Source organism: Candidatus Lernaella stagnicola (genome assembly GCA_030765525.1).
In the GTDB taxonomy this organism is placed as follows: domain Bacteria; phylum Lernaellota; class Lernaellaia; order Lernaellales; family Lernaellaceae; genus Lernaella; species Lernaella stagnicola.
Map to the genome: position 1 here is coordinate 57,845 of JAVCCK010000041.1, position 20,458 is coordinate 78,302.

General features: G+C 58.1%; 15 protein-coding genes. 5 read left to right on the forward strand and 10 right to left on the reverse strand.

The window, feature by feature from the left end:
- Positions 1-166 precede the first annotated feature (166 nt).
- From P9L99_19060 to lptD, 3 genes are read left to right on the forward strand one after another with little or no spacing between them, the layout of a single operon-like run.
- The gene (locus P9L99_19060) at positions 167-970 is read left to right on the forward strand and encodes an acyl-CoA dehydratase activase (protein MDP8225468.1); all 804 of its coding nucleotides are present in this window, start codon (positions 167-169) and stop codon (positions 968-970) included.
- Positions 967-2,253, forward strand: a complete 1,287-nt coding sequence (locus tag P9L99_19065) for a folylpolyglutamate synthase/dihydrofolate synthase family protein (GenBank protein ID MDP8225469.1) — start codon at positions 967-969, stop codon at positions 2,251-2,253. Before P9L99_19060 ends, P9L99_19065 begins: the two co-directional genes overlap by 4 nt.
- Entirely contained in the window at positions 2,250-4,484 is a 2,235-nt protein-coding gene (gene lptD, locus P9L99_19070) for an LPS assembly protein LptD (GenBank protein ID MDP8225470.1), read from the forward strand. The genes P9L99_19065 and lptD overlap by 4 nt, the downstream gene beginning before the upstream one ends.
- Before the next feature lie 84 nt (positions 4,485-4,568).
- Here lptD and rpmB read toward each other — a convergent pair whose 3' ends face one another.
- The 3 genes from rpmB to purM all read right to left on the reverse strand — a co-directional run bounded on the left by rpmB (position 4,569) and on the right by purM (position 7,402).
- Positions 4,569-4,763, reverse strand: coding sequence for a 50S ribosomal protein L28 (gene rpmB, locus P9L99_19075; protein MDP8225471.1), 195 nt, complete (start codon positions 4,761-4,763; stop codon positions 4,569-4,571).
- 113 nt (positions 4,764-4,876) lie between these two features.
- On the reverse strand, positions 4,877-6,346 hold the full coding sequence (locus tag P9L99_19080) for a hypothetical protein (protein MDP8225472.1): 1,470 nt from the start codon (positions 6,344-6,346) through the stop codon (positions 4,877-4,879).
- Between the two features lie 3 nt (positions 6,347-6,349).
- The gene (purM, locus tag P9L99_19085; GenBank protein MDP8225473.1) at positions 6,350-7,402 is read right to left on the reverse strand and encodes a phosphoribosylformylglycinamidine cyclo-ligase; all 1,053 of its coding nucleotides are present in this window, start codon (positions 7,400-7,402) and stop codon (positions 6,350-6,352) included.
- A gap of 180 nt (positions 7,403-7,582) precedes the next feature.
- On the opposite strand from purM, the gene P9L99_19090 reads away from it, so the two are divergent.
- Entirely contained in the window at positions 7,583-9,886 is a 2,304-nt protein-coding gene (locus P9L99_19090) for a DnaJ domain-containing protein (protein ID MDP8225474.1), read from the forward strand.
- Positions 9,887-9,911: 25 nt separating this feature from the next.
- Positions 9,912-13,028 (forward strand): tetratricopeptide repeat protein, encoded by a 3,117-nt coding sequence (locus P9L99_19095; protein MDP8225475.1) that lies wholly within the window; start codon positions 9,912-9,914, stop codon positions 13,026-13,028.
- Between the two features lie 6 nt (positions 13,029-13,034).
- Here the strand turns inward: P9L99_19095 and P9L99_19100 are convergent, their stop codons facing one another.
- From P9L99_19100 to P9L99_19130, 7 genes are all read right to left on the reverse strand, one after another.
- A complete protein-coding gene (locus P9L99_19100; GenBank protein MDP8225476.1) occupies positions 13,035-13,553 on the reverse strand; it encodes a hypothetical protein in 519 nt (172 codons plus the stop codon).
- 3 nt (positions 13,554-13,556) lie between these two features.
- On the reverse strand, positions 13,557-14,825 hold the full coding sequence (locus P9L99_19105; GenBank protein MDP8225477.1) for a hypothetical protein: 1,269 nt from the start codon (positions 14,823-14,825) through the stop codon (positions 13,557-13,559).
- A 101-nt stretch (positions 14,826-14,926) separates the two neighbouring features.
- Entirely contained in the window at positions 14,927-17,008 is a 2,082-nt protein-coding gene (gene fusA / locus P9L99_19110) for an elongation factor G (GenBank protein MDP8225478.1), read from the reverse strand.
- Between the two features lie 131 nt (positions 17,009-17,139).
- Positions 17,140-17,907 (reverse strand): type III pantothenate kinase, encoded by a 768-nt coding sequence (locus P9L99_19115; protein ID MDP8225479.1) that lies wholly within the window; start codon positions 17,905-17,907, stop codon positions 17,140-17,142.
- Between the two features lie 2 nt (positions 17,908-17,909).
- Positions 17,910-18,698, reverse strand: coding sequence for a biotin--[acetyl-CoA-carboxylase] ligase (locus P9L99_19120; protein MDP8225480.1), 789 nt, complete (start codon positions 18,696-18,698; stop codon positions 17,910-17,912).
- Positions 18,695-19,534 (reverse strand): carboxylating nicotinate-nucleotide diphosphorylase, encoded by an 840-nt coding sequence (gene nadC / locus P9L99_19125; GenBank protein ID MDP8225481.1) that lies wholly within the window; start codon positions 19,532-19,534, stop codon positions 18,695-18,697. Before nadC ends, P9L99_19120 begins: the two co-directional genes overlap by 4 nt.
- Positions 19,535-20,317 (reverse strand): hypothetical protein, encoded by a 783-nt coding sequence (locus P9L99_19130; GenBank protein ID MDP8225482.1) that lies wholly within the window; start codon positions 20,315-20,317, stop codon positions 19,535-19,537.
- Positions 20,318-20,458 lie beyond the last annotated feature (141 nt).

Consider the following 20,458-nt stretch of genomic DNA (forward strand, 5'->3'; position numbering starts at 1 on the left):
ACTACGTTATTCGCGCCCTGATTTCAAGGGTTAAGTCATCATATAAAAACTAAAATCAGCGGCTCGCGAGCCATCTGACGTCGAAGCAAATAACCGCGCCGCCTTGTGGGGGCGAAGGGCTTACAGTAAATTGTCGGATCGATAAATCGATGCTACGGGAGAAAGCATGTCCGATCCACAACATGCCGTGTACGCCGGTGTGGACATCGGTTCGTTGTCCACCGAGACGATACTCATGGATGACCAGGGCGATATCTTGGCCCAGAACGTTCTGTTGACCGGAGCCAGCAGCGTGAAGGCTTCGCAAAAGAGCTATGCCGAGGCGCTGGCCGCCGCCGGTTTAACCGCCGCGGACGTCACGTTCTGCGTCGTGACCGGGTACGGACGCAACAAGTCGGAGTTAGCCGACGCCCGCATCACGGAAATCACGTGTCACGCCAAGGGCGCCTCAGTACTTTTTCCCGGTGTGAAAACCGTCATCGATATCGGCGGGCAGGATTCGAAAGTCATCCGGGTCAACGGGGACGGGTCGGTCGCCGATTTCGTCATGAACGATAAGTGCGCCGCGGGCACCGGGCGTTTTCTGGAGGTGATGGCGCGTACCTTGGAGGTCGACCTAGAGGAACTCGGGCCGCTGGCTCTGCGCTCGGATGCCGACGTGAAAGTCTCCTCGATGTGCACGGTGTTTGCCGAGAGCGAAGTTGTCAGCCTAATCGGCGACGGCGTTCCCGAACCCCGCATCGCTTGGGGCGTGTGCCGCTCGGTCGCCGATCGTTCCGCAAGCCTCGCCGAACGCGTCCGTGTGACCGAGCCGGTCGTGATGACCGGCGGCGTCGCCAAGAACCCGGGCGTAGTCGCGGCGTTGGAAAAACGCCTCGGGATCAAGCTCGTCATTCCCGACAATCCACAAATTGTCGGCGCGCTCGGCGCCGCACATCTCGCACGGGATCGCGTGCGGAAAAACGGATGAATGAGGCCTATCGCCAACGGGTGGAACGCTTGTTCGACCTGCAGCGCTTTGGGATCAAACTCGGGCTGAAGAACATCGCCCGGCTGTTGCGCGACCTGGGCGATCCCCGGCCGGGCAAGCGTGTCGTCATCGTCGGCGGCACCAACGGCAAGGGCTCGACGAGCGCCATGCTGGCTTCCATCGGCCAAGCGGCGGGGCTGAAAACGGGACTTTTCACGAGTCCTCACTTGGTGAGCTTCACGGAGCGGATTCAGATAAATGGCGAACGTATCAAGCCGACGGACGTCGTCGAGTTGGCCGATCACCTGTGGGACACGCTGGAACCCTATCGCGTCGCAGGTGAACCGGAGCCGATCACATTTTTCGAAATGCTTACCGCGATGGCGGCGTTGTATTTTTCGCGCCAAAACGTGGACCTGGCGATCATGGAAGTGGGCCTGGGCGGGCGGCTTGACGCCACCAACGCCTTACCGCGCGACCTGGTTGTGTTGACCGACATCTACCTCGATCACCAGCAGTACTTGGGCGATACGATCGACGCTATCGCCCGCGACAAGGCATCGCTCTTGCGCACGGGCGTTCCGGCCATTGCGACCGGCGGAGCCGACGGCGCGATCGAACCGATCGTCGAAGTCGCCGCCGAAGTCGGGGCGCCGCTGCAGGTCATGGTTCGCGATTTCCAGGAAGACCGCTCTCAGCGAACGAAATCGATTCCCCAGTGGTCCAACGGGCGCTACGTTCTGCACGACTTGCCCGTTCCGCTGGCCGGGGGCGACATTCAATTTCGCAATACCAGCGCCGCGATTGCCGCCGCCGTTACACTGGGGATTCACGACGAAGATACAATTCGACGCGGCCTGGCGGCGACGCGCTGGCCCGGTCGCGCCGAGCTGTTCGACGGTCCGCCCCGTTGGTTTCTCGATTGCGCGCACAATCCCGCCGGCGCGACGATGCTGCTTCATGAATGGCCCGCGGCGGATCGGGTCGTGTGGCTTTTTGCAGGCATGAAAGACAAGGACCTGGCCGGCATCGCCGCGACGCTGGCTCCACACGTTTCTTCCGTGGTATGTACCGAACTACCGATGCCACGCGCGGCGACCGCCGAGGATTTGGCGGCGCATGTGCGTCCGTACAACGAAAACGTGACCGTCGTGACCGATCCCGACGCCGCCATGAGCGCGGCCGCCGACGCGGCCGGGCCGACTGGGCTCGCCATGGCGGCAGGGAGCATTTTTCTCGTCGGTCACGTGCGAGGGAGACTCACGGGCGAAACCGGTCCATGAATGTTGTCCGCCGGCTTGTATTGTTGCTCTTCCTACTGCCCGGTTTGGCGTGGGCACAGGCGTCGACTGCCGACTCGCCGTCGAGCACGCAGCGGTCGATCACGCCTTTTCTGCGCGACGTCTTAGCCAGCGACATTCCCATCACCATGGAAGCCGATCGCATCGATTTCGATGGCGACAAAGAGTTCTATGAGGCGTCGGGGAATGTAGTCTTGATCCAAGGCGAGCACCGCCTGCACGGCGATCGGATGACGCTGGACGTAACTGCGGGACATCTCATCGCGGCCGGGAACGTGCATTTCGTCGCCCCGGAGGGCGAATTCCGGGCGCAACACATCGAGGTCGACCTGCGGCAAGAAACCGCGGTGATCGCCCGGGCGGAATTCATTGTGCGGCGGGAAGAAGCGACCTACTTCATGCGCGGGCGGCGCATCGAAAAGATCGGCCCCGAGCGTTACGTCATCGAAGAGGGGCATTACACGACCTGCGACTGTGGTCCCGAGGAAGCCGACTGGATGGTCACCGCCGAGTACATCGACGTGACCTTCGACGGCTACGCGGTGGTCAAGCGCGGGCGCATCTATATGCAGGGCTTAGCGGTGGCCTACGTGCCGTACGGCGTGTTCCCGGCGAAGGTGAATCGCTCGACGGGCTTTTTGTGGCCGATGACCGGCTGGGCAAGCGACGACGGCTACCGGATCGGCATCCCGTTTTATTGGAACATCGACCGCCACACCGACGCCACGATCGACACCGACTGGTACGAGAATCGCGGCACGAAGATCGGGATCGAGCATCGCTATTTGTACGGGCGGAATTGGTTTGGCGAATCGAACGTGGATGTGATTCAGGATCGCTCAGAGGGCGACCGGATTCGCTGGGCGGTGTCGCAGGAGCAGCATTTCAATCCGACCAAGCGGCTTTTCTTCCGCAACAAAATCAATCTGATTTCCGACAACGAATACGTCAACGATTTTCCCGGTGACGTCGGGGGGCGCTACGACAGTTTCGTGCGGAGCGATTTCATCATCAACAATCTGTGGGAAGACTACGACCTGAACATCGCGGTGCAGCACTACGATGACCTGGAAAACGACGACAACAGCTACACCTTCCAACGGTATCCGGCCCTGCTGGTCGACGCGATTTCCTGCCGTATCGGTGCGCTGCCCTTGCACTACCGCGTGCGGCTGCAGGGAACGAACTTCTACCGCCCGAAAATTTCGGAGGAAGAACGGGCGCTAGACGCCGCCGAGGGCAGCCTCCACCCGTATCGTTACTTGACCGAAGGGCGGCGAGTGAGCTTGTACCCGGAACTGTTCGCCCCGCTAAACTTCAAGCAGGTGGCCACGTTGACGCCCTACGTTGTGGGGGAGGGGACGTTCTACCAACTCGACGATCGAAGCGAGGATCGCACTCCCGGACGCGGTACCGCCGAAAGCGGCGCACACTTGTTTACACGATTCGAGCGCGTTTTTCCGACGCGCTACCCGCGTTTGCGGGCCCTCAAGCATCAAATCGAACCGGCCGTGCAATACCGCTATCGTGACGAACCCGACCAGGACGAATTGCCGATCTTCGACGGCGAAGACCGCCTGCTGCGCGTCTCGGAGCTGAGTTACGGGCTCACGAACCGTTTGTTCATGCGGTTGTTCAATGCTCGCGCCAAGCGCTTCCACAGCTTTGAAGTGACGGACCTGCGCGTGCTGCACGGCTACGATTTCGCGGAAGCCGAGCGTCGCTTGGACCTGGAGATTCCCGATGACGAACGGCGGCCCTGGTTGCCGTGGACCGTGGAATGGGAGACGAGCGCGGAGGTGGGCCGTTACTACCTAGACGACGTGCTCGTACGCGCCGACGTGGACTACGACACGTACTTAGACGAAGTCAGCCGCTTCAACGTACTCACCGCCTTGGACTCGGTACGCGACGACGCCATCGGCGTGGAGTATCGCTACCTGGTCAACGAAGCGGGGCGAGTGGACATCCAATACCTGTCGGGCATGGCGCGGTATCACGTGGTTGACTTCATTACGCTGGACTACCTGACGCGGTATAGCTTTCTCGATAGTTTCTTCGTAGAGACGCGCTACGGCATTGAATTTCACAGCCTGCAGGATTGCTGGCACCTGCGGTTGAACATCGAGCAGCGTGAGTTGCCGGAGAAGGAAACGGTTTACCTGTTGCTGGCCGATTTCACCGGGCTGGTGCGGGTAGGCACGGCGTTCTAAGAGTGCGGCGACCGCCGGCGGCCGAACACACACCTATCGCGTTGTTTTAGAAAAACGAATGGGCGGATTGGCGGAGCGCCGTCATCAAGCCGGTTTTTGCACTTTGCCGGAACGAATGCAGCGGGTGCAAACCCACACGCGCTTGGTCTCACCGTTTTTCGTCAGGGTGCGAACCCGTTGCACGTTGGGCAGCCACACCTTTTTCCGTTTGTTATGGGCGTGACTAATCGAGTAACCAACTTGACGGCCTTTACCGCAAATTTCACATACACGAGCCATCGATCGTATCTCCGTTCGGTTCCGTATTTCTCTCGTTTTCCCCAAAGGGGCGCAAAATATGGCAAAGATTTTCAGGAATTGCAAGCTATTTTTCGAAAAACTGAGACCGGCGGTTACTTGGCCAACGCCCGGGTAAGCAGGTTTGCGGCCATTAGCGCACTAAGGCCTTCTCCTTCCATACCGAGGCCGGGAAGCGTGCCGCGGCCCGCGTAGAAGACTTCCTTGTGCGGCGTGCGGTTGGGCAGGGCGGCGATGCCCAGGCGGTCTTCCGGATCAATCGCCGGCTCGGCCACGGTCCGCCGCAGGGCTTGGTAAAGCGCGAAACTCTCGTCATAGGCCACGAAATCCGTGTAATCGTCCAGGAAGGGGATCAAGTCTCGCAGCCGGCCATGCATGTGCTTACCGAGCCTGCGGGCCCCGGCGGCGTCCAGTTCGCCGTGGGACGGGTCGACAATCACGGTCATGCTGACCAGCCGCCGATCGACGGGAGCGTATTCGGTGTTGCCGGCGGGACTGAGTTTCACAAACGCTAGATTTCGAGAGGAAATCGGCTGCTCGGCGTCCGATACCAGGATGACGTTCTCCCGCATGCCGACGGGCACGACTTGTTCATCGATGGCGACATACAACGTAAAGGCGTGTCGGCGGGGCGGCGGAGTGTCGACTTTTTCCTGGAAGGACCCCTTCATGTTTTTGGGAGCGAAGCGTTCGAGGAAATCGCCGATATTGGTGCTGACCAGGATCTTCTTGGTGCGCACGGGGTCTTTAACGCCGGCGAGTTTGATTTCGTTGATCCTTGCGAAGTCGATGGCTTCGATTTCCCCGGCCCGCTGCAATTGGCCGCGGTAGCTGCTGATGCGCTCCTTGCAGAGGTTCTCCAGTACTTGAAGCCCGCCTTCGACCGTGTAAATCCCCTTGTCGATGTAGGAGAAAATCATCGCCGAGAAAAATAGACTCATTTCGTCGGGGTAGATCGTCGCCAGGAAATGGTGTTGCGCCTCAAGAAACGCGCGGCCGGCAGGCGAGAGTTCGAACTGGGCCATGAAATCAGCGTGGCTGAGGCGCGCGCCTTCCTTGAAATCGGAACCCAACTGGCTGAAGGCGCGGTTTAGCCGATATCGCTCGCGAAGTTTGTGGGCCGGATAAACGACCTCGTTGGCAAAAAGGCCGCGCACCACGCTGGCATAACGGTTGGCCTCGTTGAGAAGCGCTATCATCTGGTGCGCGTCGGCTTTGAACTCGACGCTCAGCAGTTTGGTCCATTCGTCTGTGCCTTGGGGAATGTCGAGGCGCACATCGGGCAAGGCGATCTGGTAGGCCGGGTCAGCGAGCTCAAATCGTTTCTTTTCGAGGAAGGGGATACCAAGTTCCTGAAATATTTCCTGAAAAACCTGCCCTTGCCCGAAACCGAAAAATAGACCGGGGAAGGGTTTGAGGGTGTAATCGTTGCGGCGCACTTGCACGCGCTCGCTTTCGACGTCGATGACCAGCACCTGAAAGCCACGCTTGACCAACAAGGCCCCGGCGACCAGCCCGGCCAACTCCGTGCCGATGATTGCGACGTCGAATAAGGTTCCCAGCATAGTCTATACGAACTCGATTGCCGGATCGTCGTCACCGCGGGACGCCACTTCTCCCAGTATCCAGGCCTTTTCGCCCATTCCGGTGAGCCGATCCAACACGGTGTCGGTCTCGCTTTCGCGACAAATCAGCGTCAGCCCCACACCGCAGTTAAAAGTTCGGAACATTTCCCTCTGCTCGATCCCCGCCTGGTTCTGCAAGAAGGCGAAAATCGGCTGAGGCTCCCAACTGTTTACAAAAACCCTCGCCTGACACCTATCCGGCAGGATACGCGGCAGGTTGTCAACCAAGCCACCGCCGGTAATGTGGGCGATGCCCTTTACCTGCACGTCGCGTATTACGCTTTGAATCGGCTTGACATAAATTTTCGTGGGGGTCAGCAGTTCTTCGCCCAACGGCCGCCCGCCAAGTTCTTCGATGGCGTCGTCCACCGAGAAGCCGCCCTCCTGAAAAAGGACCTTGCGAACCAAAGAAAAGCCGTTGGAATGCAGACCTGAACTGCCCACACCGATGATTTTGTCGCCCACCGTAATGGTCGAGCCGTCAATCACGCGCTCGTTGTCGACCACGCCCACGGTGAAACCGGCCAAGTCGTACTCGCCCGCGGGATACATATCGGGCATTTCGGCCGTTTCGCCGCCCACCAGGCTGCATTCAGCCTCCTTGCATCCGGCAACAATGCCTTCTACGACCTTCACGGCCGTATCTACCGAGAGTTTCCCCGTGGCGAAATAATCGAGGAAAAAGAGTGGCTGCGCGCCCATCACGACGATGTCGTTGACGCACATGGCAACCAAATCGATGCCCACGGTGTGGTGAACACCGGTCATAAAGGCAATTTTCAATTTGGTGCCGACGCCGTCGGTCGAGGTGACCAGCAGGGCGTCGCCGCTCCGGTAGTGTTCGCTCGCTAACGAAAACGCCGCGCCAAAACCGCCGATTTCGGTGTGCACCCCCGGTCGGAAGGTGGACTGAACCAAGGGTTTGATGCGCTTAACAAATTCGTTACCGGCGTCGATGTCTACGCCGGCATCTCGATATGTACGAGTTTTTTTCAAGGTGGACGCTCCTAGGGTTCCAATTTGAAAAGCGAAAAAGATATAGCGGACGGCCCATAAAAAGTCAAAGGCAAATACGCGAAGGCGGTTTATCTGGCCAGAAATTCTCGTATAATAGATATTTCAATCCATCGCGGCTTTCGCGCCGCCGGCGAGGACCGTTTACGAAGTTGGAGAGTAATGAAATCGTATCGGGTTAGTTACTACGGCGATATCGCGCAATTCCATGTCCGGGAACAACTGCTGTCGCTCGCGGCGCAGCGCGAAAGTGGTGTGCTCTTTCTGCGGCGGGAACGCGTTCTGGCGAAGATTTATTTCGAGAAGGGGAAAATCGTCTTCGCGCAAACCAATCGGGCGCGCGATTCCTTTGTCCGCTACTTATTCGAGGAAGGCCAACTTGATCTGGCCACGTTGGAGGGATGGCGGGAGAAAATCGCCGACGAAACCGAGTCGCAGTCTTTCGCCGATTACTATGTCGAGAAAGCCGGGCTCTCCAAAGAGCAGTTCCAACGAACCATACAAGATTGGCTGCAAACGCTTCTGCGGGACATCATTCGTTGGTACCGCGGTTCCTATGTCTATCTTTTTGACGATCCCCTGCCACCCAACGCCGAGACGCTACGCGTATCGTTGGCGCCCTTTACGTTGGTCGTGGATTCGGCAACGGTCGAAATGCGTAAGAGCTTTCTGAGGCGGCACTTCCGGGACAATCTTGACGATCCCATCCTCCTGGCCGATTCGACCGATAAGATCGTCGAGCGCCTGCGGCTTCAAGACGCCGACGCCGAGTTCGTGCACGGTTTGGAGGGCGGCGTTACGGTTAAAAACGCCATTCTGGGCCGCCAATCCTCCACGAGCCGCTCGTTCAATCTACTTTTTGTCATGGAAACGCTGGGGATGATGTCATTTCCGGAGCGTCTTGAGCGCCGTAATCGCAACGGCACCGGCCGCAGTGAAATGAGCGTCGAGGGGATGGCGCTGCTTCAGCGGTTGAAAGAAACCGGAGCCGCGCTGCTAAGGCTTCCGCCCTTCGAGTTGTTGGACATCGGTCGTTTTTTCAGCGAGGAGGACCTGCGCAAGGGTTACTATACGATCGCGCAAAATTATCACCCTAAGGAACTGGTCGATTCGTTGCCGCCGGAACTACGCGAACTGTCGTATCGCATTTTCGAGCATGCCAGCGAAATTTTCGAAGCGTTCGTGGTTTGGGAGAAGAAGCGGCTAATCGACAAATTCGCGGCGTTCCGCCAACTGGAAAAAGACTACTTCGGCTCAAGTGAGGCGCACGACATCGGCGCCGAAATCGAATACCTCTTCGGCCTGACGGAATATCGCCAGGGGGCGCTGCAGGCCGCGTCGGATCGCATACAGAACGCGGCGCGGCGGAGCCCTTTCCAAACCCAATACCGTGCCTTGTTGGCTTACGTCGAATTCCAGATGACACAGGACGACGCGGAGCGCAAACGTCTGCTGGGCGAATTGCGTAAATGCTCGGACGAGGATCCGACCGGCATCGACGTTCGCGTGTTCCACGGCGAGGCGCTGGAACGATTGGGTCGTATCGAGGAAGCGCACGAACAATTCCGGATAGCGGCGGAGATTGCGCCGAACGATCCAGAGTTGGCCGCCGCGGTCCGGCGGACGTATCCGTCCATTTCGGCCACGGAGTTGGAGCAACACGACGACGATCGGCCGATTAATTTGGCGGAAGCCGGCAAGTTGAAGCATAAGCTCGAAGAAATGGAAAAGGGCACCTACTTCGAAATTCTCGGAATCCAACCGGACACGCCGCTGCGCGAGACACGCAATCGATATTTTGAATTGGCGAAGATCTACCACCCCGACCATTTCAAGAACTCGCCGTATCAGGATGCGGTGGAAGACATTTTCGTCCTCATCAATGAAGCGTACGACGTGCTTTCGAGCGAAGAAAAACGCGCCAATTACATCAAGTCGCTCCAGGCGCTCGAAGATCAAAAGATTCAACTCGAACACGAAAAGCGGCGCAACGAACAGCGCATGCTGCAAAAAGGCCGCTCATTCATCGACGCCGGCAAGTGGACCGAAGCCTGCGAATTCCTTAGCCAGGCAATTGGCAGCGGCAATTACCAAAATCTTTTGTTCAAGGTCTTTTACGCCTGGGCTCTATTTAATCGCGATCAAAAAACCGATTCGCGCGCCCAGCAACGCGCCGAGAAGATTCTGGATGAAGTCGAGCGGCAAGACCCGACGTTGGCGGAAATATACGCCGTGCATGGCAAGATTTACCGTCGACTAGATCAATTTCGAAAGGCGAAGCAATTTTTCGACAAGACGCTGAGGTTGGACCCGGACCACATTGATGCCTTACGCGAAATGCGGTTGATGAACCAGCGTATTGCCGCGGAAGGCACAGAACCCAAAAGCGACCGAGATGAAAGCGATCCCGATGCCGACGGCAAGAAGGGGTTCTTCGGTTCCATCTTCGGTCGGCGGAAGTCATAAACGGCGAAAAGGAACAAAGCATCACATGGAGCCTAAACGCATACTCGTCGTGGAGCCGGCGCCCGAGCAACGGCAGGCCATCGAAGCGATTTTCGACCTCCGCGGAGACCAAGTTATCTTCGCCAAGGATGAAGAGGAAGCCTTCGCGATATTTAAAGACATCGAGTTTGACCTGTTGCTGATCGAGGTGTTGCTGCCGCGCGGGAGCGGCTATTCGCTTACCAGTCGCGTCCGCGACGCCGAGCAGGCCACCGGTCGACATACACCGATTTTGTTGATGGGCGGCGTGCTGCGCAACTTCAACATGGCCCATGAAGCGCGCATCAAGTTCGGTGCCGATAACGTGCTTGTCAAACCCTTTCAATCCGACGATATCCGGGTCAAATTGGCGATTCATCTCGACGGCATCGACCCCGCCAAGCTGGAAACCGAAGCCGATCTGCGCGCCGAATTGTTCGGGACGAAGAACACGAAAAAGCTCCCGTACGTGGAGCCGGTGCGGGTATCGGGTTGCCTGAACAAAGTGCCGTTCGCCCGCGTTCTGGGCGAATTCTGGCGCCTTGGGGAAACCGGGTACCTGCATTGCCAATCCGGTACGGTGGCCAAGACACTGCATTTTAACGGTGGCCGCCTCGTGTTCGTGTCTGGCGGCAATCGGCGCGAAACACTGGGTTGGTTGCTGGTGCGCGAAGGGTTACTCAACACAAAGCAGATCAACGTCGCTTTGGACAGAATGATCGACAGCGGCAAGAAACTCGGCGAAGTGTTGCTCGAACAACTCACGATTAACCCGCACGACCTGTTCCAGAAAATGCAGCACGAGATGGAGGAGAAAATACTCCATTTGTTTCGTTGGACCGACGGGCGCTACTGGTTCGAGCCCATGGCGAGTATCGACAGCGAAGATGTCGTTCCCTTGACGATCAACGTGGGCGATCTTCTACGGACGGGGATCGGGGCCATATATGACACGCCGGCGTTGATGGACGCCGAGTTCCGTGAATGGCTCAACGCACGCGTCAGGAAAACGATCCCTGACGATACGGCGTTGCGCGGTCTCCATCCCACGCGCCACGAAAAATTATTCTGGGACGCGGTGAACGGCGAAACAACGCTATCGAAGTTGTTGGACGGCGCCGAAGGCGAGCGCGCCGAGCTGATGCGATTTTTGTATCTGTTGGTGTGCCTTGGCGCGATTCATTTCGTGCCGGCGGAGACACGCGTCGAACAACCGGCGAACATTATCCGCGCGTCCTCCGGCAACGCCCACAAGCAAAAGATCGATGAACGTTTTCAAGAGATTTGCGACGTGCCGCCCGGCGAAGCGTTGGGCAGCGGCGAAGGCGACTTCAGCGAACGCCACAAGGCCGCCTGCCGCGGACTGTTAGAAGGCCTTTTCGGAAGCGGTTCCGACCCCGTCACGTTAATAAAAGCGGAAGCTGTTTTCGAGCGTTTGGACGAAGCCTACCGCACGGAGGCGCAATTGCCCCTCATCGTGCGGCGCAGCCGGACGCGTTACGAGAATCCGACTCCGCGGGAAAAAGTGCTGGAAGCGGAATTGCATTTCCAAAAGGGTATCGTGGCGTATCGAGAAGAGAACTTCCTGCAAGCTTCGGATCATTTCCAGATCGCGATTGACCGCGACGAGAACACCGCCGATTACCACGCATATCTCGGCTACACGCTGTTTCGGCAGAAAGACGCCCAAGAGGAATCGGAACCCGTTCAGGCTATTCGACACCTAAACAAGGCGCTGGAACTCGATATTCACTTGCCGGAAGCGTACCTTTTCCTTGGCTACATCCATTGGGAGCTCGGGCAAGAGAAGCGAGCCGAAAGCTATTTTGAGCAAGCGTTGGTATACGATCCCGACAACGTCGAGGCATTGCAGCATTTGCGCCTTCTGTTCGCCAATCGGCGCGCCCATGACGCGGCCGAACGGGGCGAGCGAAGCTTGCCGGCGCAACTGATCGAACATCAAAAGGAAATCATCGCCTTTTTCAACTTCATTCAAACCGGTGATTATTTCGACATCCTGGGTGTTTCCCACACCGCGACCGCGGGCGAAATCAAACAAGCGTATTTCAGCTTGGCGGGGCGGATTCGTTCGGAAAAGATTCATCGCGAAGCCGACGAAATCACGCGGGAACAGGCCGACGAAGTCTTCGCCTTCCTTACGGTGGCGTACTCAACATTAACCCACGACGCGCGGCGCCGGGAATACTTAGCGCGCTTGGAAACGCAAACCACGACGGGAATCCAAGAGGAAGCGGGCACCGCGGACCAGGCTCGCGCCGAAGAGGCGTTTCAACGAGGTCGCCGCAACCTTCGTCGGCAGGAATTGAAAAACGCGGTCAGCCACCTCCGGCACGCGCATGACATTATGCCCGGCGATCCAGGTTTTCTGGCGTGGCTCGGATTTGCGAAATATCGGCTCGCCGGCTACGCATCGACAATCGACGGCTTTCTGGCCGCAAGCGGGAAAGACGATATTCGCCGCGCTTTGATTCTCCAGCCCGGGCACGTGGACGCTTCGGTCTTATTGGGCAAGGTGTACATGCGGGAAGGCAAGTACCGACTCGCGGAAGAACAGTTCGACAACGCCCTGTTGGCCGACCGCGGGAACCTCGACGCCCTGAAGGCGTACCGTCGCATTCATACCCGCCGGAAAACCAAACCCGCCGTGCCCATTCATCGGCGGCTCAACGGCGATCAGGACCGCTTGTACGTCGAACTCAGCGAAGCGGTCGACGATTCTCTCGCCCGACATTATTTCGACGTGCTCAATATCTCGTTCGATGCCGACCGCGAAGAGATCAAAACCGCGTACGACGTGATGTGCGGCCGGCTCCTTCACTCGGTCGACCGCCAACAAGCGGCGCCCGACGTTCGTTTCCGCATCGATGAAATTCGCGACCGTTTGGAACGCGTCTTCAGCGTCTTGAACGACGACCATCTCCGGGAATGCTATCTGCTGGCGATGCGAGGCGATCAAAGCGCCGCCGGTGCGGAGGAAGGTGACACGCCGGAGGGCGACGATCCGTCTGCCGGCGAAGGCTCGCCGCAAAAGCTCGGGGTCCAAGACTCTGCGTTTTGGGACCGTGTCCGTCGCCGTTTCGGGAAGGGGACACCGAAGGAATAGCCGGGGTTAGTACTTGTCCTTTTCCATCGCGCTCGTAACCGTTCGCGCGCGCCGCCAGATAAACAAAACCACAACTGCCAAGCCTAGCGGGAACATCAAACGCATCAGCAGTATCGCAACAAACGACCAACCGGTTAAGTCCATGAACAGCGCAAAAAGGCCGGCCATCGTCAGCATTGTTGTTACGAAAAGGAACAGCAGTTCGAGTCGCGTGAGTTTCGAGGTTTGATCATGCTCTCGCGGGTCGAAGAACAGAATTCTCACTAAGTTTTGCTGGTAAGTTCGTGCCAGGCGTCGTTCGTCGACGGAGTACTCATCTTTGTCGTCGATGACGCCGCCGTAGCGTCGACTGCCGGTGGTCAACAAGTTGTTTTTAAGAACGAAGCCGACGTATTGCTTGTGCAGGTCCTCGTTTCCGAGGTCGGCGGTTAGGGCTTCCCACAACGCTTCCTCACGCGCCAGTAGTTCCGGATCCGCTTTCGGGGTTTCCGGCGCTAGGATTTCGCGTATCTGTCGATCGTCCATGGTTTACCGGTGTCTGAGTTTTTCCGCTGCCACTTTTTTGGCTTGTACCGAGACCATTCCCGGCACTTGCTTGCTTTTTGCCAAGCTATGCAAATCGCGAATATTCAAACGCAGTAGAAATTTTATGGCTGTGGGGAGGGGCGTTTTGGGATTCAAACACAGGCCGTGTACGACCTGGTAATTCTTGGTCCAGTCGCGGTTGCCCGTGATCATGCGAATGATTTCCTCCCGCGCCGTTTTGTCTTTCGTTAACTTAATCACCTCTTCGATTGTGAGGCGCGGATTTCTCAACACCGCTTCCTGGACCATTTTGTTCGGGCTTTTTATCAAAATTTGCCGCGCCTCAATGTTGCCCTTCATCGCAAGGCGCATTTTGTCGACTTCGCGGAGTTGGCGAATTCGAAACACCATGGAACGTCGTTCCTGGGAGCTAAGGTCGCGCCCGGGGTCGAGCAGAAATTCGACCGTGAACTCCTCCTCGGGCTCGAAAACTTCGGTTTCGAGATCATCAAGATCGACGCTTTGTTCCAACTCTGCAAAAAGGTCCGGATCCACCTCGATGCCGAGGGGGGCATCCAAATCGATCGATTCTTCCAACTCCGCCTCGGTGGGCAATTCCGTCTCGACGGCTTCGGCGGACTCTTCCATGTCAAAAGCGGCGTCCGTTTCCGCGTCGAAGTCTTCCTTCTCGACCGGCTCATCAAGCGGCTCTTCCGGCTCCGGCTCGGGGCCGCGCAGGATTTCTTCGATGGGTCGGCCGGTGGCCATCTCGACGAAGTTCCTGACGCGTTCCGCAGTGGCCAGGGGCAAAGCGTCGTTATCCAACAGCGCACGAACAATGGCGTCGTCGCGCAGCAAACGCTCCTGGTTGTTGGCGATGATGTTGAGCACCGACTCCTCGTTGCGAGTACGCGCCAACAACTCAATCGTTTCATCTACCGCGTTTCGATTGAGGACGAGCACTTCGAACAAGTGTGCGTCGGGCAGGTCGCGGTTGGCGAACCAGTGGAGGATTTTCGGCGAAATTTGATCGGCCAGCAGCGGCAACAAGAGCTCACGCGGCAACGACGTGAGACTGCGGCGCGCCGTCGCGCGGATTCGGCGATCCGAATCAGCCGCTAAATGATAAAGCAATATGGCCAGATCACTGGTACCCATGGGAAGCAAGGCGCGCGCGGCCATCATTTTGGTCGACATGGGGGCGTCTTGCGGGAACGCATCTTTGACGGAGTTAGGCAGCTCGTCCCAACTCATTGGCTCAAACGGACGCATGGAAACCCCTTTGAAGATACAACTTTTACGGTATCATAATGAAAAGCCGGTGCAGGATCAATCGACCCGCACCGGCTTTGATCGCGTTAGGCTAATCTTTTCTACTCTTCTTCTTCCTCATCTCCCTTGGCCGCGTCGATAATTTTCTGCGCGAGATCACTCGGAATCTCTTCGTAGTGCGAGAACTCCATCGTAAAAGCGCCTTGGCCGCTGGTCATTGAGCGGAGGTCGGGCTCGTAGCGCAGCACTTCGGCCAACGGTACCTGGGCTTTGATAACCGAGTTCTTCCCCTTGGTATCGATCCCGGCCGGCCGCCCCCGGCGGCTGGAGAGGTCGCCCATGACGTCGCCGGTATTCTCACTCGGGACGGTGATTTCCAGGTTCATAATCGGTTCCAGCAGGCAGGGCTTGGCCTGTTCGACCGCTTTTTTCGTGCACATGCTGCCGGCCATTTTGAACGCGGCTTCCGAACTATCTACCGGGTGGAACTTGCCGTCGACGCATCGAACTTCGACATCGACGATTTCGTGGCCGGCCAACACACCGCGCCCCAGGCGATCTTGTACGCCTTTATCGACCGCCGGGATGTACTGGCGCGGGATGACGCCGCCGACGATCTTGTCGACGAATTCATAACCTTCGCCGCGCGGTTTGGGGCTCAGCACCAGTTCGCATTCACCGAACTGGCCGCGACCGCCGGTCTGTTTCTTGTGGCGGTAACGGGCGCGTGCTTCGGCGCGGATCGTTTCCTTATACGGCACTTTCGGCGTCGATATCGTCACTTCCACACCGAATTTACGCCGCAGCTTCTCGACCGTGATTTCCAGGTGTCCCTGGCCGACGCCCTCGATGATGAACTCCTTGGTTTGCTCGTCAAAACGCAAACCAACGGTCGGATCTTCCTCGCAAAGGCGCTGCAGGCCGGCGGTAATCTTCTCTTCGTCGCCTTGACTCTTGGGCTGAATCGAGAAGCTGATGGACGGCGATGGCACTTTGATCAACGAATACTGAACCGGCGCCCTGTCGTCACACAGGGTGTCGGCGGTAAGCGTGTCTTTCAATTTCGCCACGGCGATGATATCGCCCACGACGCCTTCGTCGATGGCTTCTTTTTCCTTACCGAAAAGCTTCAGCAGTTGGCCCCAGCGCTCCTTGGTATCTTGATTCGGATTGAACGCGGTGGAGTCCGGCGTTGCCTTGCCGGAGATGATCCGCATCACACTCAAGCGACCGGCATGGCGGTCGATAATGGTTTTGAACACGATGGCCGAGAAGGGCTCGCCCTCTTCGGATTTGCGCTCCACTTCCTCTTCGGTGCCCGGCTTGACGCCAAAAGTGGGGTGCCGGTCCAGCGGACTCGGGCCCGATTCGGCGATCAGGTCCATCAAAGGTTGGACACCGATGTTTTTCGTAGCGCTGCCGCACATGACCGGGACGATCTCGCCGCTTTTGATGCCTTCTTTCAGGGCGGCAAGGACCGCTTCGGGCGCAAGCTCTTCGCCTTCGAGGTAGGCCATCATCAGGTCTTCGTCGTTTTCGGCGATCGCCTCAATGGCCTTCGTGCGATATTCCTCGACCTGGGCGGCCATGTCGGCCGGGACATCGATCGGGGAGGCTTTACCGTTGGCGAATGAGAACGCCTTTCCAGTCAGCAAGTCCACGACGCCGGTAAATGAGGTTTCCTTGCCGATGGGGATTTGCAGCGGCGTGAGGGTGACTTTGAAGGTCGTTTGAATTTCCTGCAGGACCTTGAAGTAATCGGCGCGCTCCCGGTCCATCTTGTTGATGAAAATAAAGCGCGGAAGGCCCATATCCGTCGCGTAGTCCCAGAACTTTTCGGTTTGCACTTCGACGCCGCCGGCCGCACAGACGGTGATCAACGCCAAATCGGCGGCGACCATGGCAAAACGGCTATCGGCGGCGAAATTTGCGCCACCCGGCGTATCTAAAATGTTGATGCGCGTGCGGTGCCATTCGGCCGAGGCGATACCGGTTCCGATGGAATGGGTTTTGGAGATTTCCTCCGGCTCCCAGTCCGTGACGGTGTTGCCGTCTTCGACGCGGCCGAGGCGAGTAGTGGCTTTGGCGTTGAACAAGAAGGCCTCAGCCAGACTCGTTTTGCCACTGCCTCCATGTCCAAAAAAACCGACGTTGCGGACCTTGGCGGATTCGTAAACCTTCATGGGATATGCAACTCCTCATCTCTGTCTTATGTAAGCGTAACCCCGCGATACTTTAAGGATTTATTCGCGTCTGTTGCGCTCCAAAATAACGAGCATCGAAAAGTAGACTAGTTGGCCTGAAAAATCAAGGCCTAACCGCGGTTTAGGTGGTAGAGAAGGAGCAAGCCCCGCAGCGTAATATCTTGATCCACTTCCTTGATCGTTTTGGATTGCGGCGCGATCAATTCAGCCAGCCCGCCGGTCGCCATGGTGTAGACTTTCCGGTCCAATTCGTGCCAGATCCGTTGCACGATACCGTCGACCAAACCGATGTAGCCGTAGAGTACGCCGCTTTGAATGGATTCGATCGTATTCTTGCCGATCACGTGGCGCGGCGGGGATAGATCGATGCGCGGCAATTTGCTGGCTCGAAAGAAGAGGGCGTCCAGGCTGATCGTAATTCCGGGCGTGATGATGCCGCCGAGGTACTCGCCTTTTTCGCTGACGACGTCGAAGGTGGTCGCGGTTCCGAAATCGATACAGACCAGAGAATCGCCGACCTTATCAAAAGCCGCGACGGCGTTGACGATGCGGTCCGCGCCGACCTCTTTGGGATTGTCGTACAAAATCGGCATACCGGTTTTGATGCCGGGGCCGACGACCACTGGACGGCAGTCGAAAAGCTTGTGGATCACGTTTTCGAAAACCGATTGCAGCGGCGGCACAACGCAGGAAATGATCGCACCGTGAATATGCTCGGGCGCAAAGTCGTCGGCGGCGAGCAAATTCCGAATAAGTATGGCGTATTCATCCGCGGTTTTCTGTTTCTTCGTTTCGACGCGCCACGTGGCCGCGAGACTATCGTCTGCGAAAATACCCAGTACGATGTTCGTGTTGCCGATATCGATCGCGAAGAGCATCGTCAATCCTCCACCAAAAAAACGTCGCCGCTGACAACCAGTCGGCGCCGGCCGGCTACTGATACAAGCAAACGGCCGCATTCGTCAATTCCGAGCGCCTCGGCTTCGACCTCGCCGCCGGGCTCCTGCAATTTGACACGTCGGCCAGGTAGCCCGGCTCGCTGTTCCCAATCGCGAAACACCGCCGGGGGATCGACGAGCCATCGATCGTATTCGTTTTCCAGGAAATTTAGAATCTCAGCAAGTAGAACGCCGCGCGGGACGATACTGCCCGTCACGTCGCGCAGGCTGACCGCTTCGTAATCGCTGCGCGCCGAACGCGCGCGTGCTTGGGAATTGACGTTGACTCCCAACCCCACAACGACCGTATCGCCTTCTTGTTGACACAAGATACCGCACACTTTATCGCGCCCGATCAACACGTCATTCGGCCATTTCAAGGTCGCCTTTTCGCCGACCTGGCGGGCAATTGCGGCGTGCGCGGCAACACCGGCTACCAGTGATATCTCAGGGAAGCGTTCGCGCGGCGTCGGCGGTTTGAGCAGGACGGAAAAGAGCAAGTCTGCGCCGGATTCACTGTCCCAGCCGCGATCCAGGCGACCGCGTCCGGCTGTCTGGTGGTCGGTGACCAGCACGCGTCCGTGTTGTGCGCCCCGGCGCGCCTCGGCCAGCAGATCTCCATTGGTGCTGCCGGTCGTCGCCACGACGGTAACCGCCGGCTGCCCGAGACGTCGCGTTGCAAGCTTGGATTGAATCGCTTCGGGCCGGAAGTCGGCGGGCAGGGCGTTCACGCAGTAACCAACTTCATATGCAGATCGGCGGCGGGCGCGCTGTGAGTCAACGCTCCACAACTGATGCGATCCACGCCGGTAGCGGCCAGTTCGGCAATATGTTCAAGCGTCACGCCGCCCGAAACTTCGAGTTGCGCCCGCCCGGCGGTTACTTCAACGGCTCGCCGAATCTGCTCGAGCGACATGTTGTCCAACAAAATGATATCGGCGCCATGGAGCAGGGCCGCGGCCAATTCATCCTCGTTGCGCACTTCCACTTCGATCCGCAAGCCGGGCGCGAGCCGTTTCACGCGGTCGATGGCCGCCCCGATGCCGCCGGCCGCATCGACGTGGTTGTCCTTGATGAGGATCTGATCGTACAAGCCCATGCGATGGTTGACGCCGCCGCCGGCACGAACCGCCGCCTTTTCCAAGGACCGCCACGCAGGCGTCGTTTTGCGCGTGTCCAGGATTTGCACGTGGGTTCCGCTTGCGGCCTCAACGTAACGTGCCGTGTTGGTGGCCACGCCGCTAAGGTGGCAGAGAAAATTCAAGCATGTGCGCTCACCGGCGAGCAATGCCCGCACTCGCCCGTCGAGCACTGCGACGATGCTGCCGGGGGTAAGGCGGTCGCCGTTGGCCGCCCGGACGTTGAGTTGCACCTCGGGATCGACGGCTTGCCAAACCGGCTGCAATGTTTCCATGCCTGCCAGAACGAGATTCTGCTTGGCGCGGATTTCCGCTCGGCCCTCACTGGCGTCGGAGATCGTCGCGTTCGCCGTGACGTCGCCGGAGCCGATGTCCTCGGCCAACGCAAGGACGATTAGGGCGTGGAGGCGCGATTGCTCGACGGTCATTCAATCCTCCATCAGGCGATTGAGTTTGTTGCGGACGATCGTCTGCACGAGAGGCTGCAACGTGCGGCGCACTTCTTGCCGCATTTCTTCATCGACGCGTTCGCCGTAATGCATTTCCAACCACTGCTCGATGTGCCGTGTGACTTCCTCGCTGGTCGTGGCGCTGAGGTCTTCAAACTGCCGCGACCACGTCGCCATGTCGGGGCCGTCGATATCTTCATCTTTTCCTTCTTCGGAGTCGTGCGCTTCGTCGACGAAGTAATCACGAAATGGATCCTTGGCGGAAGCATCCTTGGGCGTCGAGCCCTCACGCCGAAAGCCGTGGTAAATGCGCTCGTCGTTCGCGCTCTTTGCCCGGTCGGCCGTTTTTTGGGGTGGCGGAGTCGATCGACGCGTGGACTCCACTTCGCTAAGTGATGCCGAAGGGCGATCAATCAGAGGAACCTGTGATTCCATGCGATCGATCACTTCATAAGCCAATTCTGAAATCCGTTCTGCGGATTTTGTTGCGGAGAAGTATTGGTCCACGCCGGCCATGACGCCGCGGCCGGTGTCGTAGTCTTCGTCCTTGTTGACAAATAGGATGACCCCGACGTGGCGCAGCTTTTCCTCGCCTTTTATGGACCGGCACAGTTCGTAACCGTCACCGCGGGCGAATTGCGGCGCCGTAATCACCAACGACGGTTCGAGTTGTCGGACCAGTTCCATGGCGTCGGTTTCGTTTTCGGTCTTGTGGAAGCGGTGGAGGCGAATGCCGAGCGCGTCGCGGATGCTCTGCCGCATTTTTCCGGATAGGCCGACTAATACAAAATGTCTGGTCGTTCGTTGCATATTTATGTACCGGTACACCTGACAAATCGAGAATACAGAACGAAGCGACCGTCGACAACAACGTCACGCCCGGCCCTCGTTTCCCATCGGAGG